The organism is Alicyclobacillus contaminans DSM 17975 (assembly GCF_000429525.1).
GTDB lineage: Bacteria > Bacillota > Bacilli > Alicyclobacillales > Alicyclobacillaceae > Alicyclobacillus_A > Alicyclobacillus_A contaminans.
Map to the genome: position 1 here is coordinate 70,119 of NZ_AUCA01000002.1, position 21,931 is coordinate 92,049.

The window sequence follows — 21,931 nt, forward strand, 5'->3', positions numbered from 1 at the left end:
TTCCTGGTTGACCAGCCAGGAGATGACGGCTGCGAACACAGGCTCCATGGTGAAGATGATGGCCACCTCACTGGCTGAGGTGTCCTGCTGAAATCGGTTCTGCGCCCAGTAAGCGATGGCGGTTCCCGGAATGGCGCAAATGAGCACGGCTTCCACGACGGCAGGATGCGCCCAAGCCTGCCAGTGCCAGGCGCCCGACGAATGCGTCCACGGCACGGTGACAGCGCACAGCAATGCCAGAACCAGGATTTCAACAGCCGCCAATACCAGCGCTTCTTCGCCAGCGCCGAACCCATCGGTGTAAAGGACCTGCAGCGCGACGAATACGGCGCAGCCGAGGACTTCCAGTTGCCCTGCCGTCAGTTGCTCCGGCCGAATGCCGCAGAGAAACGCCAAGCCAATGAGGGCCGCCAACGCTCCCACCCATGTGCGGACAGGTTGCTTTTGACGGAGCAAGGGTACCGACAACAGGGGGACCAAAATGACGCTGAGCCCTGTCAAGAAGCCAGCCATCGAGGGGCTGGTTTGGTCTAAGCCGAGCGTCTGGAGCGCGTACGCTCCGTACAGGAGCAAGCCAAGGACACCGCCGTGCAGCCACGTCTTGGCGCGAATCTTCCGGCGGCGCTGTGGCGAAAGCAGCACACCGGCCGCCAGGACGAGGGCGGCGATGGCAAACCGCACCGCGAGGTATGGAAAGACAGGGATGTCTGCAATGGCATTTTTGGTCAATGTGAACGTGGCGCCCCATACGGCGGTGACGCCGAGCAGACTGCCGTTGGCCAGCAGGCGGCGACGGGATGGATGCGTATTCATGCAACCCAGTGTACGCACTTTTCCAGTTGCCGTCAACGCGAGAGGCTCCTTGCCAACAAGTCGTCAATTGTCAATTCACTGTCACAACCGTGGTGCTATAATAAGATGAGGCATTCGGACGAATTGGGGTGCGGGAAGGAGGCAGACACATGCACATCATGGTGGTGGGGTTGAATCATACCACCGCACCGGTGGAGGTGCGCGAACGGGTTGCCATTTCCGACGTCGAGTTGGATGATGTTTTGGCCCAGTTTCGCCACACGCGCACGGTGCTGGAATGTGTCGTGCTGTCCACCTGTAATCGAACCGAACTGTATGCGGTTGTGAATTCCGAGCGTGCCGGAGAAGATTTTCTGGTGCGCTTTTTGGTCGATAGAGCAGGTTTGGACATGGATACGTTGAAGCGGCAGCTGTATGTGAAAACGGGCCAATCTGCCGTGACACACCTGATGCGGGTGGCATCTGGTTTGGATTCGATGGTGGTGGGTGAGACGCAAATTCTCGGGCAGGTTCGCAGTGCGTTTCTCGCGGCGGCGGATGCCGGAGCGACGGGCGCGTTGTTGAACCAACTGTTTCGCCTGGCGGTGCACGTCGGGAAACGCGCGCAGTCGGAGACGTCCATTGGCCAACATCCAGTGTCTGTCAGTTACGCGGCCGTACAGTTGGCGAAGAAAGTGTTTGGTGAGCTTGGAGGCCGCACCGCGCTGCTGATTGGCGCTGGCAGCATCAGCCGGTTGACCGCGCAGCACCTGAAGGCGGCTGGCATTGAGCGGTTGCTGGTGGTGAATCGCACCTTTGAGCGCGCACAACAGTTGGCCGACGAATTTGGGGGAACCGCCGTCGAGTGGGACCGCATGGTGGACGTCCTGTCCGCTGCGGACATTGTGGTGTCCGCGACGCGGCATCCGGGATATGTGATCCCGTCGACCTTGGCGGAGCAAGCGATGTTGGCGCGAAATCACAGACCGACCATGTATATCGATCTGGCCGTTCCGAGGGACATTCATCCCGACGCGGGCCATCTCCGCAATGCGTACGTGTATGACATTGATGATCTGGAAGGCGTTGTGGCCGCTAATCTGGCGGAGCGGGAGCGGCAAGCGGCGATTGTGGAGAAGCTGATTGCGGCGTCGCTGCGGGAATATTCCCAGTGGCTGTGCGAGCAGGAAGTGGTTCCGTTGATCAGTGCCGTTCGGGCGAAGGGCGAGGCGATTCAGACGTCCGTGATGGAGAGCCTGAAGCGCAAACTGCCGAATCTCTCGGAGCGGGAAGTGGAGTTGTTGCACAAGCACACCATGAGCATTGTGAACCAGTTGTTGAGAGATCCGGTGTTGGCCATGAAGGAATTGGCCACCGAGGCGGGCGGCGCCAAGTACGTCCCGTTGTTTGCCGAGCTGTTCGGCCTCACGCGTGAGGATCTGAAACGGTACAGCAAGGAGAGCTGGCAGACTGCGGGCGGACATGGCGAGGAGCATGTTTCCGGCGGTCTCGTCGAAATAGCGAAGTCGCTGGGCCTGTTGCCCCGCAGCGGAGACGTGGGCTCGGCGCCGCTGCATCCTGTGCTTCGTTAGGGGCGGGAGCCATGTGGGTGAGCCGCGTCATTCTGGACGGATTGGTCGTTGTGTACGCGCTGAGCCTGGTGTTGTTGTTTATCGATGTGGTTCAACCGCGCCGTACGGTCAACCGGACGGCGCTCGTTTTGTTGTTCCTCGTGTTTGTGGCGGAAACGGCGGTGTTGTTGGTTCGCCTGCGCATTTCGGGATCGGTTCCGGTGTATACGCCGTTTGACGTCATGATGTTGGTGTCGTGGCTGATTCTCCTGGTTGCGCTGGTGGTCAACGCGTTCTTTCGAATCGATTTGGTGCTGTTTTTCGCCAACACGGTCGGATTTGCGATTGTCGTATTCGATGCGTTTGCGGCGCCCAACGCCTCGATGTATCAGGCGCGGGAAGGCGATATTCTGGCCATGCACATCGCCTCGGCCGTGATCAGTTACACCGCCTTCGCGTTTGCGTTTGTATTCGCGGTCATGTACCTTGTCCAGGAGAGATTTCTTCGCGAGAAACAATGGAATCGCTGGTACATCCGACTGCCGTCGCTGGAACGGCTGGACACGTACGGATTTCGTTCCATTGTGGTTGGATTCCCTTCGCTCCTGATCTCCATCATGCTCGGCGTGATCTGGGGTCAGTTGACGCTTCACCGTTTTTTGCTGTTCGATCCGAAGCCCATTGTCACCTGCGGACTGTGGGTGATGTATGGCATATACCTGGTGCTTCGAATGCGGCACGGATTTGGAGCGCAGCGACTGATATGGTGGAACGTCGTCTGTTTCGCCCTGTTGGTCGTGAACTTTGTGGTGGTTGGCAATTTCTCCGTGGTGCATCCCAAGTTTTGATGGCACCCCGGAAGCTGAAGGAGGAGTCGATATGCGCAAGCTGCGGGTTGCCTCGCGGCGCAGCGAGTTGGCGATGACGCAGACGCAGTGGGTGCTACGGACGCTGCAGGCCCGCCATCCCAATCTCGAGGTGGAGATTGTCCCGGTGGTGACGAAAGGCGACCGAATTCTCGACATCAGTTTGTCCAAAGTAGGTGGAAAAGGCCTGTTCGTCTCCGAGATTGAGGCGTGTCTGCTGTCCGGCGAAGCCGATTTCGCCGTGCACAGCCTCAAAGACGTACCCGCAACGCTCGCACCCGGACTCCAGTTGTCCGCCATACCAAAGCGAGAAGATCCACGAGATGCGCTGATTTGCCGCTCGGCGACCAGCCTTCGCGCGCTGCCGAAAGGCGCGGTGATTGGGACCTCGAGCTTGCGCCGCGTGGCTCAACTGGCCGCGCATCGTCCGGACCTGCGGTTTGTGCCCATTCGTGGAAACATCGACACACGCCTGGAGAAACTGCGTTCGGAAGGATTCGACGCCATCGTCCTGGCGGCGGCCGGTCTGCATCGACTGGGGTGGCAGGACGCCATCACGGAGTATCTGTCCATGGACGTCTGTCTGCCGGCTGTGGGCCAGGGCATTCTCGGCATTGAGAGCAGGGCGGACGACGAACAACTCAATCGTTTGCTGAGGGACATTCACCATCCGCCCACAGCGGATCAGGCGATGGCGGAGCGGACGCTGCTCGCGAAACTGAACGGCGGATGCCAGGTGCCGATGGCCGGATATGCGGAGCGGCATCCGGATGGGCGGATTTGGTTGCGAGGGATGGTGGCCAGCACCGACGGGAGAACGGTCCTGCGGGCAGAGTCGCGCCATCTGGATCCGCAGAGCGCCGGGGAACTGACGGCGGAAGCGCTGCTGTCACAAGGGGCCGGTGCGTTGCTGGAGAGTACGGCGGCGGACAAGCCGGCCAGATAGGGGGCGATGGGATGACTTCGGGCGGCGAGCGTTCCCTCCATCTGCTGGTCACCCGACCGCGTGCGCCCTCTCGGCCCCTGCTGAGCGCGGCCGCCAATTTCGGGTTTACTGTGGACTGGATGCCGCTGACGGAGATTCAAACCGTGGTTTTACCGGATGCGCACGCGCGATTGGCCAGCGTGGACCAGTACGATGCGGTGACTTTCACATCGGCCAACGGGGTCCGCGGATTTGAACAGAACTGCCGGGCGGCGGGGCGGTCGGTGCCGACCTCCCTGAGGTGTTTTGCCGTGGGCCGCGCCACGGCGCGCGCCGCAGCAGAGATAGGCATGAACGCGGTGGAGGTGGCCCCCGACGCCTCGGCGGAAGCATTCGGGGCGTGGCTGGGAGACAAGTTGACGGTGCCCTCGCGTCTGCTGTGGCCGTGCGGACAGAGAGCCCGCTCCGAATTCGCGGAGGAACTGTCCGCACGGGGGCATTCGGTGCATCCGCTCGTCTGCTACAACACGGTGGAGCGGGCGGTCGACCGAGCGGCGTGGAAGCGTTGGATGGAGGCGGTCGATCGGATTCATGTCCTGATGTTTTACAGTCCTTCCGCGGTGGCCAGTTGGCGGCGTCAGCCGATGGTGGAGGCGGTGAGCGCACAGGTCCGCCTGGCCGCAGTGGGCAAGACCACTGCGGCCGCTCTGGCGGCCGGCGGTCTGCCCGTCTGGTGTGTATCCACTCAACCGGATGACGAGGCGTTCGTCGAGACCATCGCAGATTGCTGGCAACGTTCATTCACGTGTAAGGAAACAGAGGGGGAGTCATCGTGAGTAACTTTGCAAGACACCGCAAGCTTCGTCAATCCAGCGGCATGCGCGCGCTCGTGCGCGAACACGCGTGGAGCATCGACGATTTGGTATTACCCGTGTTCGTGCAGGAGGGACTGCAAGGAAAAGAGGAAATCTCGGCCATGCCGGGGGTTTTCCATTACGGGCTGGACGAGTTCCGCCGCGAGGTTGTGGAAATTTCGGAACTCGGCATTCCCGGCATCATCCTGTTCGGTTTGCCGGCGGAGAAGGATGAATTGAGCACCAGCGCGTACGCCGACGACGGGATTGTCCAACAGGCGATTCGTGCCGCCAAGGCAGAGAATCCCGACTTGGTGGTGATGACAGACGTCTGCCTGTGCCAGTACAATCCGTACGGGCATTGCGGAGTTGTTCGTGACGGTCGGATTGTCAATGATGAAAGCCGCGCCCTGATTGCGAAGACAGCCTTGTCCCACGCACTGGCCGGCGCGGACGCGGTGGCTCCGTCCGACATGATGGACGGCCGCATTCAGGCGATTCACGACGCGCTGGAAGAACATGGCTTGCATGATGTGGTCATTCTTTCCTATGCCGTGAAATACGCCTCAGCGTTCTACGGTCCGTTTCGAGAAGCCGCCCATTCGGCACCGGCGTTCGGTGACCGCAGGACGTATCAGATGGATCCGGCCAACGTGCGGGAAGCGGTGCGGGAAGCGGCTGCGGACATCGCGGAAGGCGCGGACATGCTGATGGTGAAGCCGGCGCTGTCGTACCTGGATGTGACCAAGACGCTGCGTTCGGCGTTCTCGCTGCCGGTGGTCACTTACAACGTCAGCGCGGAATACAGCATGGTCAAAGCCGCTGCCGCCAACGGCTGGATTGACGAGCGGGCGATTGTGACAGAGATGCTGACTTCGTTCAAACGGGCCGGTGCGGATATCGTCATCACGTACCATGCCAAGGATGCGGCGCGCTGGTACGCGGAGCGCCATTGAACGAGGAGCATACCCAGTGGACAAGCCACAGAGAGGTGATCTCATGAACGAGCGGTCGGAGGCGGCATTCGCAGCGGCCCGTCGGGTCATGCCAGGTGGAGTCAACAGCCCTGTGCGAGCCTTCCGGGCGGTGGGGGGCACGCCGTTTTTCGCAGATCGCGGAGAGGGGCCGTACCTGTACGACATCGATGGGAATCGCTATATTGATTATCTGTTATCTTGGGGGCCGTTGATGTGGGGACACGCGCATCCGAAGATTGTGGATGCAGTTGTTGCCGCAGCTCAGAAAGGTACGAGTTTCGGCGTGCCCACCGAATTGGAGACGCGGATGGCGGAACTGGTGGTGGAGCTGGTTCCGTCGGTGGAAGTCGTGCGGATGGTGAACAGCGGCACCGAGGCCACCATGAGCGCGCTGCGCTTGGCTCGGGCGTACACCCAGCGTCCGTGCATCGTGAAGTTTGAAGGCTGCTATCACGGCCATTCGGACAGCCTCCTCGTCAAGGCTGGTTCCGGCGTGGCGACGTTTGGGTTGCCCGACAGCCCCGGCGTGACCGCCCAGACGGCCGCGGCCACGTTGACGCTGCCGTACAACGACATCGAGGCGGCGGAACAACTGTTCCAGGACAGGGGGGCGGAGATTGCCGCGGTCATTGTGGAGCCCGTTGCTGGAAACATGGGGTGCGTGCCACCTCAGCCGGGCTTTCTCGAGGCACTGCGGCGGTTGACTCAACAGCAAGGTGCACTCCTCATCTTCGATGAGGTGATGACCGGGTTCCGCGTGGCGTTGGGGGGCGCCCAGGAACGGTTCGGCATCACTCCGGATCTGACGACCATGGGCAAAGTGATTGGCGCCGGTATGCCCGTGGGCGCGTACGGCGGCCGGCGGGATATCATGGCTTTGGTTGCACCGGATGGACCGGTGTACCAAGCGGGTACGCTGTCCGGCAATCCATTGGCGATGGCGGCGGGGATTGCATCGCTGGAAATGCTTCGCGAGCGGTCCGCCGCAGGACTCTACGATGGGCTGCAGGCGTACGGAGAGCGGTTGGTCGACGCGTTCGTCGCAGAGGGGAAGCGCGCCGGGATTCCAGTGTCCGGTGTGGCCATCGGCGGGATGTTCGGATTGTTTTTCCACGAAGGGCCCATCGTCAACTATCGTGTAGCCAGCCAGTGCGACAGCGCCCGTTATGCGCAATTCTTCCACCTGATGTTGGAGCGCGGCGTGGCGTTTGCGCCGTCTCAATTGGAATCTGGATTTCTCTCGGCCGTCCATGGACAGGTGGAGTTGGACCAAACCGTGAGCGCCATACAGGACGTATTTCGGGCAATGACGCGTTGAGCGGAGCATTCAAATGGCGTTGGATGGAGAAAAGGGGTACCGCGCGAGCGGTGCCTTTTTTCATGGATGGACGGTCCTCGTGACCTCGTCACGCGTCGTGCTTTTGCGCCGCCTGGCAGCCGGACATATTGGAATTTGCCCGGGCATACAGTCATACAGTGAGACGTCGAGCAGAGTTGGCGGCGCTGGCGGCCTCATGTTCGCGCCAGCGCATCACGGCGTGAGGAGGAGGGAACGCATGACCCAATCGGAGAAAGCTCCATTGATCCAGTTATCTGTGGATCAGGAGATTTTCATGGACACCGTATGGGAAGGAGACACCCTGGAAGACGCGACCGTCGCCACCGAGGTCACGTCATTCGACCGCGTCGGGGACGCCTATGTTCTCGAAGGCGCCATTGTCTTCGCAGGTTACCTGACGCGTCCCGCGAAAGGAGCATCCTCGCCCGGAGAGGATACGCTGTCGGTCAACGCGAGCGGAGACCAGTATGCGAAGCACATTCATCATCGAATGCCGTTCACGCTGCGCGTACCGGTGAAGGCGCAAGCGCGGGGAATTGTCAACGTCACCAGCCGGATTGCGGAATGGCAGGTGGACGTGGTCGGCTCAGGCTGGATTCGACTGGCCGCGGAACTGACTGTGTCCGGGTTGAACGGCAGTCAGGGCTATCACTTCCAGTGCGGTGCGCAGGAAAACGGGAATCTTTTCTTCAGTCCAGACTGGAATCACTCCTACGACGCGGTGGACCGGGCACCGGATGAAGTGGTTACCGCAGCCGCGTCGGATGTGGAGCAAAGTACGTCCGATCCGCATCCGCATTCGGAAGCTGCCGAGTTCGCGTGGACGCGCGGTCCCACCGCGGACGAGAAGGCGGACGACGAGGAAAGCCGTCCGCGGCAGGAACCGCTGGACGCCGAGGTCCGGGCCAAGGCGGACGAACTCAGCTTGGCGCGAGGGGGCCATGGTCTCCCGGAAGCGGATGCAGACCAACCGTCCGAGCCTCCGGCGCCGACCGGTGAGGAGGCGGCCGAGGTCGCTCGCGAGGAGCTGCGCGCGCTGGATCAAGCCATCGATGGTCCGGACGAGGGCGACGGCGAAACTCGAAAACCGTCATCGTCACCGGTTTCGCCCACGGTCGAGTACGAATTCGAACACCAGCTGAACGCGGAAGAACTGGCCGTCGAACCGAGTGCGCAACCGGTCCATCCATCGCCGTGGTCGGTCGCGGGACAGTTCCGGGCGGATGAAGCGGAGCTGTCGCTGGATGAGGCGCCGACGGTCCGGGTCGGCAGTGATCTGGGGCCCGCGACCGCGTGGGACGAGGAGACGTCGAGCGTCCGTTCCGAGCAGGCAAAAGCGCTTGAGGAGCACGTGACGGAGCAAGACGCGAGCACCGTGGACAAAGATCTCTGGTCGTTCGTAGACTTCAACGGCCCAGAGGCTTTCTACACACTGCGGTTCGCGATTGTTATGGAGGAAGAAACGCTGGAGTCGGTCGTCGAACGCCTGGGCTGCTCCAAATCCGACCTGCAGCGTGTGAATCGCCTCACGGATGATCGCGTCTATCCCGGCCAGCCGCTGCGTATTCCCAATACCACAGCGGTCTTCAACCGTTGAACGGGCTAACCTCAAGAGGACACTGCGAAACGCAGTGTCCTTCGTCATTTTGGCGTCGTTCACCAGAGGACGGCGGTGTGAACGGCGGACCGCGTCTCATGGGGCGCCGAGGAACATGGCAACGAACACGATGAACAGCAGCAGCAACACGAACAAATCCAGTGCGCTCGGCCACAGAATCGCTCGGAGAAAAAGCAAAAAGATGGCCAAAGCGAGCATCACTTTGACGAATCGGGCGAGTGCGTAGAAGAATCCCACAGCTCTCTGCCTCCTTTGTGGAGCGCGGCTACGGTATGTATATGCGCGAGCGCGGACTGGTTCAACTGCATTCGTCGGTCGAAGTGGGGACGGGCCATGACAAACCCGTGCGCGGTCTGTTAAGATGGAACGTGACGATTTGGAGCATGGAGGCTGTCATGACCGAGTACACCACGAGCAAAGGCGTTTGGAATGGCTGGTATTGGCGACTGATTGGCGGGGCCACCCTGGCCATCGCCGCTCTGCAGCTGCTGTTGAAGGGCATCATTCATTATCCTTTATTCAGCGGATTGCCGTTGGCTGTGATGATCATCGTGTACATCATCGTTCCCCGCGCCAAAGAGCGCACGTTGGCCAACGCCATTGTGGCGGTGGTCGTCATGTATGTGGTCAGCGCCGCACTGGCGTTCGGATTCGAATGGAACACGGTGGCCTTGTACGCTGCGCACCACTTGTTGCCGCTCTTTATTTTGCAGGAGCTTGTTATACCGCTGCTGTTGGGGGTTGTCCTCGCGTACGTGTATCTGCGCCTGTCGCGCTGGTCAGACCGTAAACGGGCGGAGATTGAAGCCAAGCGACGTCAGGAACAGGCGGCGGACGCGCCGCCGAGAAAGCGGGTGCACAGCAAGAAGCGGCGGAAGAAAAAACGGTGACGGCGGGCGCCGGCCACACTTGACAGCGTGAAATTCTTTTGTATCATGGTACTACAGTTGATCCAGCATCGAAGAAACATCGGATAGCGCGAGGAAAAGAAGGAGTAGGGCGAGGATTTTGCTGACCAGAGAGGATGGCCATCGGCTGGAAGCCGTCTCAGCGAATCGCCTGAACGTCGTCTTGGAGCTGTCGAAAGACCGGGTCATTCCGTTATCAATGGCGAGAGCGTTGCGTCGAACGATGTGCGGCGCAAAATTCAGGTGGTACCGCGGAAATGAGCCTTTCCGTCCTGAGGGACGGAGAGGCTTTTCAATTTTCAGGCTGTGAACATTTGGGAGGTATGGATCATGGCAATCACGGAGCCAAAGCATTTACCGACTGTGTACGATCCCGCGGCTGTGGAGCAGCGGATTTACGCGTTCTGGGAGCAGTCCGGATACTTCGAGGCGGGTCATCGGCCGGGCAAGCCGGCATTTTCGATTGTGATGCCGCCGCCGAATGTCACGGGCATGCTGCACCTGGGCCACGCCTGGGACAACACATTGCAGGACGCCATCATTCGTTACAAGCGACTGTCGGGATATGACACGCTGTTTCTGCCGGGCACCGACCACGCAGGGATTGCGACACAGGCCCGCGTGGAGAAGCACTTGCAGGAGGAGCAGGGGGTCACGCGCCACCAACTCGGCCGTGAACCGTTCCTGGAGAAAGTGTGGGAATGGAAGCAAAAGTACCAAAAGGAGATCACCAAGCAGATTCGCGCGCTCGGTTCCTCCTGCGATTGGTCGCGTGAACGGTTCACGCTGGACGAAGGGCTGTCGCGCGCCGTGCGCAAGGTGTTTGTGGACCTCTACAACAAAGGGCTGATTTACCGCGGCAACCGCATCATCAACTGGTGCCCTCGCTGCGCCACGGCGTTGTCCGATATCGAAGTGGAACACGTGGATGTGGAGGCTAAGCTGTACCATGTCCGATATCCGTTCGCCGACGGCAGCGGCGCCATCACGGTGGCGACCACGCGCCCGGAAACCATGTTCGCGGACGTGGCGGTCGCGGTCCATCCGGACGATGAACGGTATCGCGCCGCGGTTGGAAAGGCCTTGAAACTGCCTCTGACGGATAAAACCATTCCGGTGATTGCGGATACGTATGTGGAACCGGAATTCGGAACCGGTTGTGTGAAAATCACTCCTGCGCACGATCCGAACGATTTCGAAGTGGGATTGCGCCACAATCTGCCGATGCCGCAGTGCATCAACGCCGATGGTCTGTTGAACGAACTGGCTGGGCGATTCCAGGGGATGACCCGGGAAGAGGCGCGGCGGGCGGTGGTCGACGCATTGGCGGCGGAGGGGGCGCTGGTCTCCGAAGAGACGTTGACGCACGCGGTGGGCCACTGCAGTCGTTGCGACACGGTGGTGGAACCGTATCTGTCCGACCAGTGGTTCGTGCGCATGGAACCGTTGGCGAAGCCGGCGCGAGAGGCCGTGCTGCGCAAGGAACTGCGTTTCGTGCCCGACCGCTTTGAGAAGGTGTTCCTGCACTGGCTGGAAAATGTCCGAGATTGGTGCATCTCCCGCCAGCTCTGGTGGGGACATCGCATCCCCGCGTGGTACTGTGCGGATTGCGGCGCCATCACGGTGGCTATGGATACGCCGGACGCCTGTTCGAAGTGCGGATCGACCACCCTCACCCAGGACGAAGATGTCCTGGACACCTGGTTTTCGTCCGGGTTGTGGCCGTTCTCCACGATGGGCTGGCCGGAAGCGACGGAAGACATGGCCCGGTACTATCCCACAAACGCGCTCGTGACCGGTTACGACATCCTTTTCTTCTGGGTGGCGCGCATGGTGTTCACGGGGCTCGAGTTCACCGGGCAGATGCCGTTCCGGGAAGTGGTGGTCCACGGCCTGATTCGCGCGTCGGACGGTCGCAAAATGTCCAAGAGCCTCGGCAACGGGGTGGATCCGCGCGAGGTGATTGAGAAGTATGGCGCGGACGCGCTGCGCTTCACCTTGGCCACGGGCACCTCGCCGGGTAATGATCAACGGTTCTACTGGGAAAAGGTGGAGTCTTCGCGGAACTTCATCAACAAGGTGTGGAACGCAGCCCGGTTTGTGCTGATGAACCTGCCGGACGGCACGAAACTTCCGCCGCTTCAAATGGAAGCGATGGACATCGCGGACCTGTGGATTCTGCACCGGTTGAACGAGACCATCACCGCGGCCACCGAGCATCTGGAACGGTATGACTTCGGCGAAGCGGGACGCGTCCTGTACGATTTCGCGTGGGATGACTTCTGCGATTGGTACATTGAGTTTTCGAAACTCAGTCTGTACGGCGAGGATGAATCCCGCAAAGCTCAGACGCGCGCGGTGTTGGTTCACGTGCTCGATGCACTGCTCCGCATGTTGCATCCGTTCATCCCGTTTGTCACGGAGGAAATTTGGCAGTCGCTGCCGGTTTCCGGCGACGCGCTCATTGTCGCGGAATGGCCGCAGGCGAATCCGGGATGGCACCGTCCGGAGGCGGTCCGGCAAATCGGGGTGGTGATGGAAAGCATTCGCGCCGTCCGCAATATTCGATCCGAACTGAATGTGGCGCCGAGCAAACCGATTGCGATGGTCGTGCGAGCTGCGGATGACGATACCGTTCAATTGTTCGAGCAAACCCGACATTATCTGATGCGGTTCTGCCACTTGCAGTCGCTGGTCATTGGCCGAGAGACGATTGACGTTCCGGACCCGGCCATGTCTGCGGTGGTGAGCCAGGCGGAGTTGTTCTTGCCGTTGGCCGACCTGGTGGACCTTGCCGTGGAGCGTGAGCGGCTGCGCAAAGAGGTGGCACGCCTGCAGGCCGAAGTGGACAGAGTGGAGAAAAAATTGGGGAATGCTCAATTTGTAGCCAAGGCGCCGGCGGACGTGGTGGTCGCGGAACGCGAGAAAGCGGCCGATTATCGTTCGAAACTGGCAGCGGTGCAAGAACGACTGGCCTCGCTAGGGGAATGAGCATCGTCGCGTAGCTATCGGGCCGGCTGGGCGCGCGCGTACGTAGCGTCCGGCGGCCGGCGGTTTCGGCGGTGAGTGACCGCAGCACGGTGGGGAGAATACATTATGACGGTAGAGACAGTGAACATATTGGAATGGCTTCAATCGCGGAAACGGTTCGGGATTCATCCGGGGTTGGAGCGCACCCGCGCGGTGCTGGGCGCGCTCGGATGCCCGGAACACAATCTGAGATTTGTGCACGTCGCCGGCACGAACGGCAAGGGGTCGGTCTGTGCGTTTCTCACGTCCTTATTCTCGATAGACCACAGCGTGGGCACATTCACCTCGCCCTCGTTCGATGGTTATCGCGGGCGCTTCGTGGTGAACGGGGAGGCGATGGACGACAGTACGTTTGCGGAGCTCGCCGCCCGCGTGAAGGCGGCGGACGAAGCGGTCAACGGTGCGGAACCGCTGACGGAATTCGAAGTCCTGACGGTCATGGCGATTCTGTATTTCTCGTTGCGCCAGGTGGATGTGGTTGTCTGGGAGACGGGCATGGGCGGTCGGTACGATTCCACCAACGTGGTGACGCCGGTGGTCACGGGGATTACGAACGTCAGCCTGGATCATATGGAAATTCTCGGCGACACGGTTCGCAAGATTGCCTGGGAGAAAGCGGGCATCTGCAAGCCCGGAGTTCCGATGGTGACCGCGGCGTCAGGACAGGCGCTGGATGTCATCCAGCGTGTGGCCGCCGACACCGGTTCTCCCTTGTTCGTGCATGGCCAACAGTATGCGGGTATCTCCACTGGGCCTTCGGGCTGGCCGCCGAAACTGCATTATCGAGGTCTGATGCACGATTGGCACGAGATCTCCCTCGGGCTCCATGGCCTGCATCAGGTGGAGAACGCCGCCGTCGCGCTGGCGATGTATGAATTGGCCTGTGGCGAACTCGGTTGGAGGCCCGCGGCAATCTCTGAACTGCGGCGCGCCATGGCGCAAACACGCTGGCCCGGACGCTTGGAATGGTTCCGTGAAAATGGTGTGGACGTGATTTTGGATGGCGCACACAATGCCGCAGGCGTTGTTCGCATGGTACAATCGTTGCAGCAGTTTTCGACAGTCCATGGCATTCCTCGCGATGCCTGGACCATGGTCATTGGGGTGCTGAACGACAAGGATGCGCGGTCCATGCTGCAGCAAGCGCTGCCGTTGGCCGCGCGGGTAATTGTCACGGCCCCCGCTTCGCCACGAGCTTCATCCCCTTGGCAGCTGGCCACTGCTGTCACGGAGGTGCGGAAGGACGTAGCGGTGCAGGTCATACCGACCGTCGCCGAGGCCATACAGGCGGCGGTGGCGGCGGGGGGCCCGGTGAGCTGTTTCGGATCGCTGTATACCGTGTACGAAGCGAGGAAGGCTATTCATCAATCGGAAGAATTTATGATGTGAGGACGGTGAGGCGCGTGAATCGCTCCCAGCACGTGCATTTCGTGGGGATTGGTGGATACGGCATGAGTGCCATTGCCCGAGTGATGCTCGATATGGGCTATCAGGTTTCGGGCTCGGATGTCTCGTCTCAGGACTTGACTCAGCGTTTGACGGAACGCGGCGCGAAAGTCTATCACGGGCACGCTCCAGAACAGGTGGAGGGTGCGGACCTGGTGGTCTACAGCACGGCGCTCAGCTCTGATAACGTCGAACTGCAGGAGGCGAGGGCACGAAATATTCCCGTCATCCACCGTTCGGAGATGTTGGCACGGCTGATGGCTGAACGCGTCGGTGTGGCGGTGACGGGGGCGCACGGGAAAACCACCACAACCTCCATGATTGCCTACGCGATGGAGCGCTGCGGCCTCGACCCGACGTTTGTCATCGGTGGCGTGGTCAGCAACATCGGGGACAACGCCAAAGCGGGCGGCGGGCGCTATGTGGTTGCGGAAGCAGATGAGAGTGACGGATCGTTTTTGCACTATCGACCGCAAATCGCGGTGATCACAAATATTGAAGCGGATCATTTGGAGCATTACGGCGGCGACTTCGAGAATCTGAAACGGGCGTACGCACAGTTTATTGGACAGATTCCCGCGGATGGGCTGTGCGTGATCTGCGCGCACGATGAGCATTTGCGCGAGATTCGAAAGCATGCGGTATGCCGCATTGCAACGTATGCGGTGGAGACGGACGCGGACTACGTGGCGAAAAATGTAACGTTGGTGGACCGCGGCAGCCGTGCCGAGGTCTACTACCGCGGCGAGCGTCTCGGTGAATTGCGGCTGTCTCTGCCGGGCGTGCACAACGTGTTGAACGCACTCGCCGCCATTGCGGTGCTGCGGGAAGCCGGGGCGACGTTCCCGCAGATTGCGCTGGCGCTTGCGGAGTTCCACGGTGCCAAACGGCGCTTTCAGGTGATTGCGGAGGCGAACGGTGTCCTGGTCATTGATGATTATGCGCATCATCCGACGGAGATCAGCGCGACGATTGAGGCGGCAAAGTCGACGGGACGGCGAATTCTGGCGGTGTTTCAACCACAGCGCTACACGCGCACATACTTTTTGTTCGACGCGTTTGCCCGAGCGTTTTCGGGAGCGGATGAGGTCATCATCGCGGACATCTATTCCCCGGCCGGAGAACAGCAAATTGAAGGGGTTTCGGCGGAGCGTCTGGTGGAGCAGATTCGGGTGCACAGCAACCCGCATGCCCGTTTCCTGCGCACCAAGGACGAGGTATTCGAGTATCTGTTGGACCACGTGCGCAGCGGTGATTTGGTACTGACCATGGGGGCAGGAGATATCTGGCAAGTCGCGTATCGATTAGGGGACGCGCTGCAGGGGCGGACTGAGAAAGCGTACGTGTGAGTCATTGCGAATATCGGCCCATGTCTGCGGTTCGCAGAATCCAAAAGGGCTGTCCCACTGTGGGTTCACAGAGGGACAGCCCGTTCATTTTGCACTCATCGGTGAATCTTCGGTACTGGCGTGGACTTTCTACAGCGTTCTTCACACGGGGTGGAGACTCAATTCAACTCTGTGCAAAGGGGACGATTCTTGCTGGACATGCGAGACGAAAGCAAAACAGGGGCCGCAATGGATTTATCTCCAGCGCCCCCGCGAGGACCGTTCCGAAATCGCTCGGTGAATCCAATAGTACGCAAACGCCAGCAGGGCGACGACGGCCGCCAGTTTCAAAAGAAACGTAAGGAACACCATTGCGACGATGAACAGGACAACGCACAGTCCCGCAATCACAACCGTGCGAAACAGAGATTGCATGGTGCTTCCTCCCTTGTCATCCGCCATTGCAGTGGGTCACCTGCATGTCCAACATAGCATAAATTCCTGCACAGGCACAATGTATTTTGTCAAATCCTGCATTGTTTTGTCGGAAGGCGAGAGGATCTGTCGCGCGTGCGCCGAATGAGCATGGAGTGACAGGGGGGAAGGTATGCACACACAGCTTCCGTCGGTGGTGGATGGACTGGTGCTCTGCTTTGTGTTTGTGTATGGTTTGGTGTTCGGATCGTTCTTGAATGTGGTGGGTTATCGGCTGCCGCGCGGGGAGTCGCTCGTCCGGCCGGGATCGCATTGCCCGGTGTGCCAACGCCGGCTTCGGTGGTTTGAGTTGGTTCCGGTGTTTTCATGGTTGATGCTGCGGGGACGGTGCCGCACGTGCAGCGCACCGATCTCGCTGTGGTATCCCTTGATAGAACTGACCACGGGGTGTTTGTTTGCCGCCACGTATTTGCGACTGCCGCTCGGTGATTGGCCGCAGATGCTGGCTTGGGGGGCGTTTTGGTTACTGCTGATGGCATCGGTGGCGACCGATGCGTCGTCCATGCGCATTCCCGACGTGCTGACGCTCCCTGGCGCCGTTCTGATGCTGATTGCTTCAGGGGCACTGCGGATACAGGGCTGGTGGTGGGCGTTCGTCGGCGCGCTTGTCTGCGGCGGGGGCATGTTTTTGATACACCTATTTGCGCGAGGGCAAATGGGGCTTGGCGATGTCAAGTTGTTCCTGTCCATCGGCGCGATGCTCGGGGCGGTCGGCGGCCTTGAATCACTGGTACTGGCTGCGCTGTACGGCACGTGCATCGGCGTATTTCTGAGAGTGCTTCGGCGTGTTTCCAAACGCGAACCGATTCCGTTCGGCCCGTTTATTGCGATGGGCGCCATCACGGTGGCCGTGTACGGCTCCGAGATCACGCGATGGTATGTGGGCCTCGTCACGCCCTTCGGGTGAGCCGAGCAACCCGTGTGCTTGTGCAGGCGAATCCTGCCGCGGCAGGTGGCGGGATGTTTCGGCATGTGATGAGGTGAGCCATCATATACTTTGGGTCAAAGACATCAACGGAGGGGCGCGCTGCATCGAATCTTGAACACACACGACACACCCTGACAAACGTCGATGTCGTTCGCGATTGCATCCCGCGTTACGAATCGATATACTGTCCTTTGAACAACGACCCTTGAAACGCTCCTGTTTCTCTCCGATTTTTGAAGAGAGGTGATGGAGTGCGTATTCCTAAGTCGAAAGTACTGTACGTGTCAGCTGCAGCGGCGGCGGTGTTCGGAGGGACAGCCGCCACAGCGTCCACTGCATACAAGACCGTCACAGTACAAGACAATGGACAGCGCAAGGTGATTCGCGGGTTCACAACAGGGAACCTGGGTGCATTTTTGGCGGGACATCACATTACTGTAGCCACAGCAGACCGGGTGTCCCCAAGTTTGACGGTGCCGGTGAAAGACGGGATGACGGTTGTCATCACGCATCCGGTTACCGTGACGCTGGTGGATGGTGAGCATTCAGCGCAAGTGGACACGTTTGCAAAAACGGTGGCGGATTTGCTGCGCGAACAGGGCGTCACGGTTCGCGGCCAAGACCGGTTGAACGTGCCTGCAACTGCTGCACTGACCGACGGAATGACGGTTCGTGTGACCCGAACTGACAAACAGGTATCCGTCAAGACGCAAGACATACCGTTTCAGACCATACGCCAGCGTACTGATCAGTTGTATCAAGGTGAACAGCGCGTGCTGACGCATGGTGTGAAAGGGTCCATGCAGATTCAGACAACAAGCGTCTACGTCAATGGTCACAAAGTCAGCCAAGTTGTTCGCAAGTCCGTCGTGCGACCCGCTGTGAACGAGGTGGTCGAAGTTGGCACACGGCCGCACCCATCGCGACTCTCGGCGCGCGGTGCGGAAGGCCTGATTTCGACGAGGGACATCACGGTGGTCGCCACAGCCTATGCCGCAGGAGGGCGTACGGCCAGCGGAGCTGCGGCACAGCCCGGAGTGGTTGCAGTAGATCCGCGCGTGATACCGCTCGGCACCCGGTTGTACATCCCCGGTATCGGGATGGTGCGGGCGGCCGACACTGGCTCTGCAATTGTCGGGAACCGTATCGATATCTGCGTGAGCAGCGAAGCGCAGGCATCCGCATGGGGTGTGCGGACCATTACTGTGTATGTAGTGCAGTGAGAAAGTGACGGACGGTTCAAGGGTTGTCATTACCAAATGAAGTGACATGCCAGAAAGCGGGAAGGGCCGCACCGGTGAAGGTGCGGCCCTTCCCTTTGATGATCCCTCTCAGGCTCATCATAGTTTTGGCCACAAACTCATAGATTGAAGGTACCAGGAGTGATGCACACCGTACGGAAGGAGACGGGTTGATGAACCGACTGAACGCAGAAAATGCCGCACGTCAAGTCTCTGCGGAATCCCCCGTACTTACCGTACGGGTGGGGGACAAGCAATGGACTGTGGGCGATGCTTCCAAGGCCGTGACCAGCTCGGAGCGAACGGCGAACCCGCATTTGGAGAGGGAAGCCGATGCATCGTCCACCGCTGCAGAGCAACCTCAACGAAACGATGTGTTGGAACGGTTGGGGGCAGCCATCACGCATTCCATAGAAGACTTGCTGGAGCCTGCGGGCAGAGCGGAAGCGAACCTTCGCGGTGTTCGGACGAACGGTCGACGCAAAACCCCTGTCAAGGGGTTTGTGGTCCGGCGCAAACGGCGATGGCGGGACACGTTTCAGTTCGGCTGTTTGGTTGGACTCTTTTTGGGATGTCTTTGCATGATCCTCTTCCACCAAATGGGTCCCGTTTCCAATGCTTCGACAACGCAGCCGTCGGGAACGGCGCAGCCAACCGTCATCGCGAGCTCAAACACTCCCTCGTTCGTGGTTCCGGCCGTCCGGGTGCAGTTGTTGCAATCCAATGCGTTCGCGTCTCAGGCGGAGGTGGAGAAAGCATCGGAGAGTTTGAAGCAGCATGGGGTGCCAGCTGTGGTGGCGCAAGTCCACGGACGCTACGTGCTATGGCTCGATGCTGCACTCAGGTCCGACCACATGGCGCGAACGGCAGCGCAGGCAAAGTCGCTCGGGGTGTCGGCCAGCCCGGTGGCGATGAACCTCGCCGTGAGGGACCGGCCCGCGCTGGCAGGAGCTCACGTTGGCTCCTTGAATCAGATCTCACACTGGCTTTCCGCGGAAGTCAGTGCGCTGACCGCACTGACCGCAGTCGCGGCGGACGGGGGTGCGAGTCAGGACGCCATGGCGGCCTACCACGCCGCAGAGGCGCTTCGGCCCAGTCCGGATGTACTTGAGGTCACAGGGAATGGTGCCCAATTGACCAGCTTGGCCAACCACGTGAGTCAGGCTGTGACCGCGTACCAAAAGCACGATAGTGCGTCGTTGGAGCAACACTTGTTGATGGCTTACGAACAGTTGGCCTCCCTGCACGGAACGGCGTAAATCACGGTTGCCAACCTTCACATATTGTGGCAGTCGACTTGGGTAAGCTAGATATGATTCCAGTTTGTTCACCGTTTGTCGACAACTTGCGGCAGGACTGGACCGAGATGTGTCGAATGCCTCAGAGATACTTGTATTCTTGAAAAGGAGTATCCTGAATGCGCGGTAGGGTATGGCGCACCATCGGGTTTCTGTTCGTGGGTGCCGTCATCGGTACATTGGCTGGACAGTTGTTGGCGCACCAGTTTCCCGTCTTCGGGCGGGAGACATCGGTTCGGTGGAATCCCAGCGCGGACCTCGGTGTGGTGAAGTTCTCCCTCGACCTGTTCCTTCGCGTCAACTGGTTGACACTGGCCGGGGCTGTTGCGGGATATTTTGTGCAACGCAAATGGAAGTAACCGGTTGGGGGCGGGTCCGGGGCCGGGGTGCGGATGCGAAGGGTTTTGCGTTCGATGGGTTTTGTGTGCGATGCGTTTTATGTCCATGGAAGTTGTCGCGGATTCGGTTCCCATCTACCTTGTAAGAAGACACCGGTTCATGGCCGGGGTCACACGTGAGGAGGGGACCCCTATGCATCCACGGACGTCCGCGCTGATTAAGGCGCAGCAGGCGCCTCGGGAAAGATTGCTGGCCCATGGGCCTGGCGCTCTCCGCGACGATGAATTGCTGGCTGTCATCCTGCAGGCCGGTACCCGGCACACGTCGGTATTGGAACTGGCGGGCAGGGTGTTGACCCGAACCAATGGATTGATTGGCCTGATGGATACGACCATCGAAGAGTTGGTGGACATTCCTGGAATTGGTTTGGCGAAGGCGTTGCAAATTGCAGCCGCCATCGAAATGGGTCGGCGGATTGTTCGCAGACCCGCAGGCAAGCGGACGCAGATCCGCTGCGCGGATGACGCGGCGGACTGGGTGATGGATCGATTGAGGTATTTGAAAAAGGAACATTTTGTTATTCTCCATTTGGACACCAAGCATTGTATACTCGGTGAGGAAACTGTATCGATTGGGAGCCTCGACGCTTCCATCGTCCATCCCCGAGAAATCTTCAAGTCAGCCATCAAGAAGAGTGCGTCCGCCATTCTTTGTGTGCACAACCATCCGAGTGGGGATCCCACGCCGAGTTCGGAGGATATAGCAGTGACGCGAAGGCTTTCAGAAGCCGGAAAGCTGCTTGGAATTGATGTGCTCGACCATATTGTGGTCGGCGATGGACAATACGTGAGCCTCAAGGCACGGGGGCTCTGTTAATGTTTGCGGGGGGCAGTTCCGCTGGACTAGAATCAGAGAGGAGAAGGCAATATGTTTTCGGCGAGAGACATGGGTGTTGATCTGGGGACCGCGAATACCTTGGTTTACGTGAAAGGCAAGGGCATTGTGGTGCGTGAACCTTCGGTGGTCGCGATCCGTACCGATACGGGGGCCATTGAAGCCGTCGGAGAACAGGCCAAACAGATGATTGGCCGTACGCCGGGCAACATTGTTGCGGTTCGGCCGATGAAGGATGGCGTGATTGCGGATTTTCAAACCACGGCCACCATGCTTCGGTACTTTATCCGCCAAGCGATGAAGACCAAGTCGGCGTGGTCCGGCAAACCGCGCGTGATGATCAGCGTGCCCTCCGGCATCACGGCCGTGGAGAAGCGGGCTGTCGAGGATGCGGCGGTCGAGGCGGGCGCGAAGCACGCTCAGACCATTGAGGAACCCATGGCGGCTGCGATTGGCGCCGGCCTGCCCGTGGGAGAACCCACTGGCAGCATGGTGGTGGACATCGGCGGCGGGACGACGGAAGTGGCTATCATTTCCCTCGGCGGCATTGTGACCAGCCGGTCGATTCGCGTCGCGGGCGACGAGATTGACGAGGCCATCATTCAGTACATAAAGAAGCAGTACAACCTGATGATTGGGGAACGCACAGCCGAGGAAATCAAGACGACCATTGGCAGCGCCATGAAGTCTGCGGAGAACGAAACGATGGACATTCGCGGACGGGACCTCGTCACGGGCCTGCCCAAGACGTTTTCCATCAGTTCGGGAGAAATCAGCGAAGCGCTCACGGACACGGTTGGTGCCATCGTCGATGCCGTCAAGGTAACGTTGGAGAAGTCTCCGCCGGAATTGGCGGCGGACATTATGGACCGCGGGATTGTGCTCACCGGCGGCGGCGCGCTGCTGCGAAATCTGGATCAACTGCTGAGCAACGAGACGGGCATGCCGGTGATTGTGGCGGAGAACCCGCTGGATTGCGTGGCGATTGGCACCGGCAAAGCGCTCGACAATTACGACGTCTACCGTCGGCGGCACGCCGCGGCGCGCAAAACGCAGAGTCGGGCGTGAAACAGCGGTGGTCG

The 21,931-nt window shown here is 60.0% G+C and carries 19 protein-coding genes, 1 pseudogene and 1 other annotated feature; of the genes and pseudogenes, 17 read left to right on the forward strand and 3 right to left on the reverse strand.

Annotated elements, in window-relative coordinates; genetic code table 11:
- Nucleotides 1-3 precede the first annotated feature (3 nt).
- Nucleotides 4-813: pseudogene (locus G463_RS18120) on the reverse strand (DMT family transporter); the annotation flags it as partial.
- 149 nt (nucleotides 814-962) lie between these two features.
- Here G463_RS18120 and hemA point away from each other — a divergent pair.
- From hemA to G463_RS0101660, 7 genes are all read left to right on the forward strand, one after another.
- On the forward strand, nucleotides 963-2,384 hold the full coding sequence (gene hemA / locus G463_RS18125) for a glutamyl-tRNA reductase (RefSeq protein WP_051321791.1): 1,422 nt from the start codon (nucleotides 963-965) through the stop codon (nucleotides 2,382-2,384).
- Nucleotides 2,385-2,401: 17 nt separating this feature from the next.
- Nucleotides 2,402-3,211, forward strand: a complete 810-nt coding sequence (locus G463_RS0101635) for a cytochrome C assembly family protein (RefSeq protein WP_169725400.1) — start codon at nucleotides 2,402-2,404, stop codon at nucleotides 3,209-3,211.
- A gap of 31 nt (nucleotides 3,212-3,242) precedes the next feature.
- Nucleotides 3,243-4,175 carry a hydroxymethylbilane synthase gene (gene hemC / locus G463_RS0101640; protein ID WP_026973803.1) on the forward strand — a complete coding sequence of 311 codons (933 nt, stop codon included), beginning with the start codon at nucleotides 3,243-3,245 and terminating at the stop codon, nucleotides 4,173-4,175.
- A gap of 11 nt (nucleotides 4,176-4,186) precedes the next feature.
- The gene (locus tag G463_RS21480) at nucleotides 4,187-4,990 is read left to right on the forward strand and encodes a uroporphyrinogen-III synthase (protein WP_026973804.1); all 804 of its coding nucleotides are present in this window, start codon (nucleotides 4,187-4,189) and stop codon (nucleotides 4,988-4,990) included.
- The gene (gene hemB / locus G463_RS0101650) at nucleotides 4,987-5,964 is read left to right on the forward strand and encodes a porphobilinogen synthase (RefSeq protein WP_026973805.1); all 978 of its coding nucleotides are present in this window, start codon (nucleotides 4,987-4,989) and stop codon (nucleotides 5,962-5,964) included. Before G463_RS21480 ends, hemB begins: the two co-directional genes overlap by 4 nt.
- A 43-nt stretch (nucleotides 5,965-6,007) precedes the next feature.
- On the forward strand, nucleotides 6,008-7,303 hold the full coding sequence (hemL, locus tag G463_RS0101655; RefSeq protein WP_026973806.1) for a glutamate-1-semialdehyde 2,1-aminomutase: 1,296 nt from the start codon (nucleotides 6,008-6,010) through the stop codon (nucleotides 7,301-7,303).
- A gap of 238 nt (nucleotides 7,304-7,541) precedes the next feature.
- Nucleotides 7,542-8,921 carry a LysM peptidoglycan-binding domain-containing protein gene (locus G463_RS0101660; RefSeq protein WP_026973807.1) on the forward strand — a complete coding sequence of 460 codons (1,380 nt, stop codon included), beginning with the start codon at nucleotides 7,542-7,544 and terminating at the stop codon, nucleotides 8,919-8,921.
- A 96-nt stretch (nucleotides 8,922-9,017) separates the two neighbouring features.
- On the opposite strand, the gene G463_RS23095 is transcribed toward G463_RS0101660, so the two are convergent.
- The gene (locus tag G463_RS23095; RefSeq protein WP_169725401.1) at nucleotides 9,018-9,179 is read right to left on the reverse strand and encodes a hypothetical protein; all 162 of its coding nucleotides are present in this window, start codon (nucleotides 9,177-9,179) and stop codon (nucleotides 9,018-9,020) included.
- Nucleotides 9,180-9,214: 35 nt separating this feature from the next.
- On the opposite strand from G463_RS23095, the gene G463_RS0101670 reads away from it, so the two are divergent.
- The 4 genes from G463_RS0101670 to murC all read left to right on the forward strand — a co-directional run bounded on the left by G463_RS0101670 (nucleotide 9,215) and on the right by murC (nucleotide 15,675).
- On the forward strand, nucleotides 9,215-9,832 hold the full coding sequence (locus G463_RS0101670; protein ID WP_026973808.1) for a hypothetical protein: 618 nt from the start codon (nucleotides 9,215-9,217) through the stop codon (nucleotides 9,830-9,832).
- An 82-nt stretch (nucleotides 9,833-9,914) separates the two neighbouring features.
- Nucleotides 9,915-10,128 (forward strand) — a binding site (T-box leader).
- Nucleotides 10,129-10,180: 52 nt separating this feature from the next.
- A complete protein-coding gene (locus G463_RS0101675; RefSeq protein WP_035485187.1) occupies nucleotides 10,181-12,841 on the forward strand; it encodes a valine--tRNA ligase in 2,661 nt (886 codons plus the stop codon).
- A 105-nt stretch (nucleotides 12,842-12,946) separates the two neighbouring features.
- A complete protein-coding gene (locus G463_RS0101680) occupies nucleotides 12,947-14,269 on the forward strand; it encodes a bifunctional folylpolyglutamate synthase/dihydrofolate synthase (protein ID WP_026973810.1) in 1,323 nt (440 codons plus the stop codon).
- Between the two features lie 14 nt (nucleotides 14,270-14,283).
- Complete coding sequence (murC, locus tag G463_RS0101685) at nucleotides 14,284-15,675, forward strand: UDP-N-acetylmuramate--L-alanine ligase (protein ID WP_026973811.1); 1,392 nt, start codon at nucleotides 14,284-14,286, stop codon at nucleotides 15,673-15,675.
- A gap of 234 nt (nucleotides 15,676-15,909) precedes the next feature.
- On the opposite strand, the gene G463_RS0101690 is transcribed toward murC, so the two are convergent.
- Nucleotides 15,910-16,089 carry a hypothetical protein gene (locus G463_RS0101690; protein ID WP_156900044.1) on the reverse strand — a complete coding sequence of 60 codons (180 nt, stop codon included), beginning with the start codon at nucleotides 16,087-16,089 and terminating at the stop codon, nucleotides 15,910-15,912.
- Between the two features lie 172 nt (nucleotides 16,090-16,261).
- Here G463_RS0101690 and G463_RS0101695 point away from each other — a divergent pair, with 172 nt between their 5' ends.
- The 6 genes from G463_RS0101695 (at nucleotide 16,262) to G463_RS0101720 (ending at nucleotide 21,917) form a co-directional block, all read left to right on the forward strand.
- Complete coding sequence (locus G463_RS0101695; protein ID WP_051321792.1) at nucleotides 16,262-17,056, forward strand: prepilin peptidase; 795 nt, start codon at nucleotides 16,262-16,264, stop codon at nucleotides 17,054-17,056.
- 272 nt (nucleotides 17,057-17,328) lie between these two features.
- Nucleotides 17,329-18,300, forward strand: coding sequence for a resuscitation-promoting factor (locus G463_RS0101700; RefSeq protein ID WP_026973814.1), 972 nt, complete (start codon nucleotides 17,329-17,331; stop codon nucleotides 18,298-18,300).
- A 191-nt stretch (nucleotides 18,301-18,491) separates the two neighbouring features.
- Nucleotides 18,492-19,577 carry a hypothetical protein gene (locus G463_RS0101705; protein WP_026973815.1) on the forward strand — a complete coding sequence of 362 codons (1,086 nt, stop codon included), beginning with the start codon at nucleotides 18,492-18,494 and terminating at the stop codon, nucleotides 19,575-19,577.
- Between the two features lie 158 nt (nucleotides 19,578-19,735).
- Complete coding sequence (locus G463_RS0101710; RefSeq protein ID WP_026973816.1) at nucleotides 19,736-19,975, forward strand: hypothetical protein; 240 nt, start codon at nucleotides 19,736-19,738, stop codon at nucleotides 19,973-19,975.
- A 172-nt stretch (nucleotides 19,976-20,147) separates the two neighbouring features.
- Nucleotides 20,148-20,831, forward strand: a complete 684-nt coding sequence (radC, locus tag G463_RS0101715) for a RadC family protein (RefSeq protein ID WP_026973817.1) — start codon at nucleotides 20,148-20,150, stop codon at nucleotides 20,829-20,831.
- A 51-nt stretch (nucleotides 20,832-20,882) separates the two neighbouring features.
- Nucleotides 20,883-21,917 (forward strand): rod shape-determining protein, encoded by a 1,035-nt coding sequence (locus G463_RS0101720; RefSeq protein WP_026973818.1) that lies wholly within the window; start codon nucleotides 20,883-20,885, stop codon nucleotides 21,915-21,917.
- Nucleotides 21,918-21,931 lie beyond the last annotated feature (14 nt).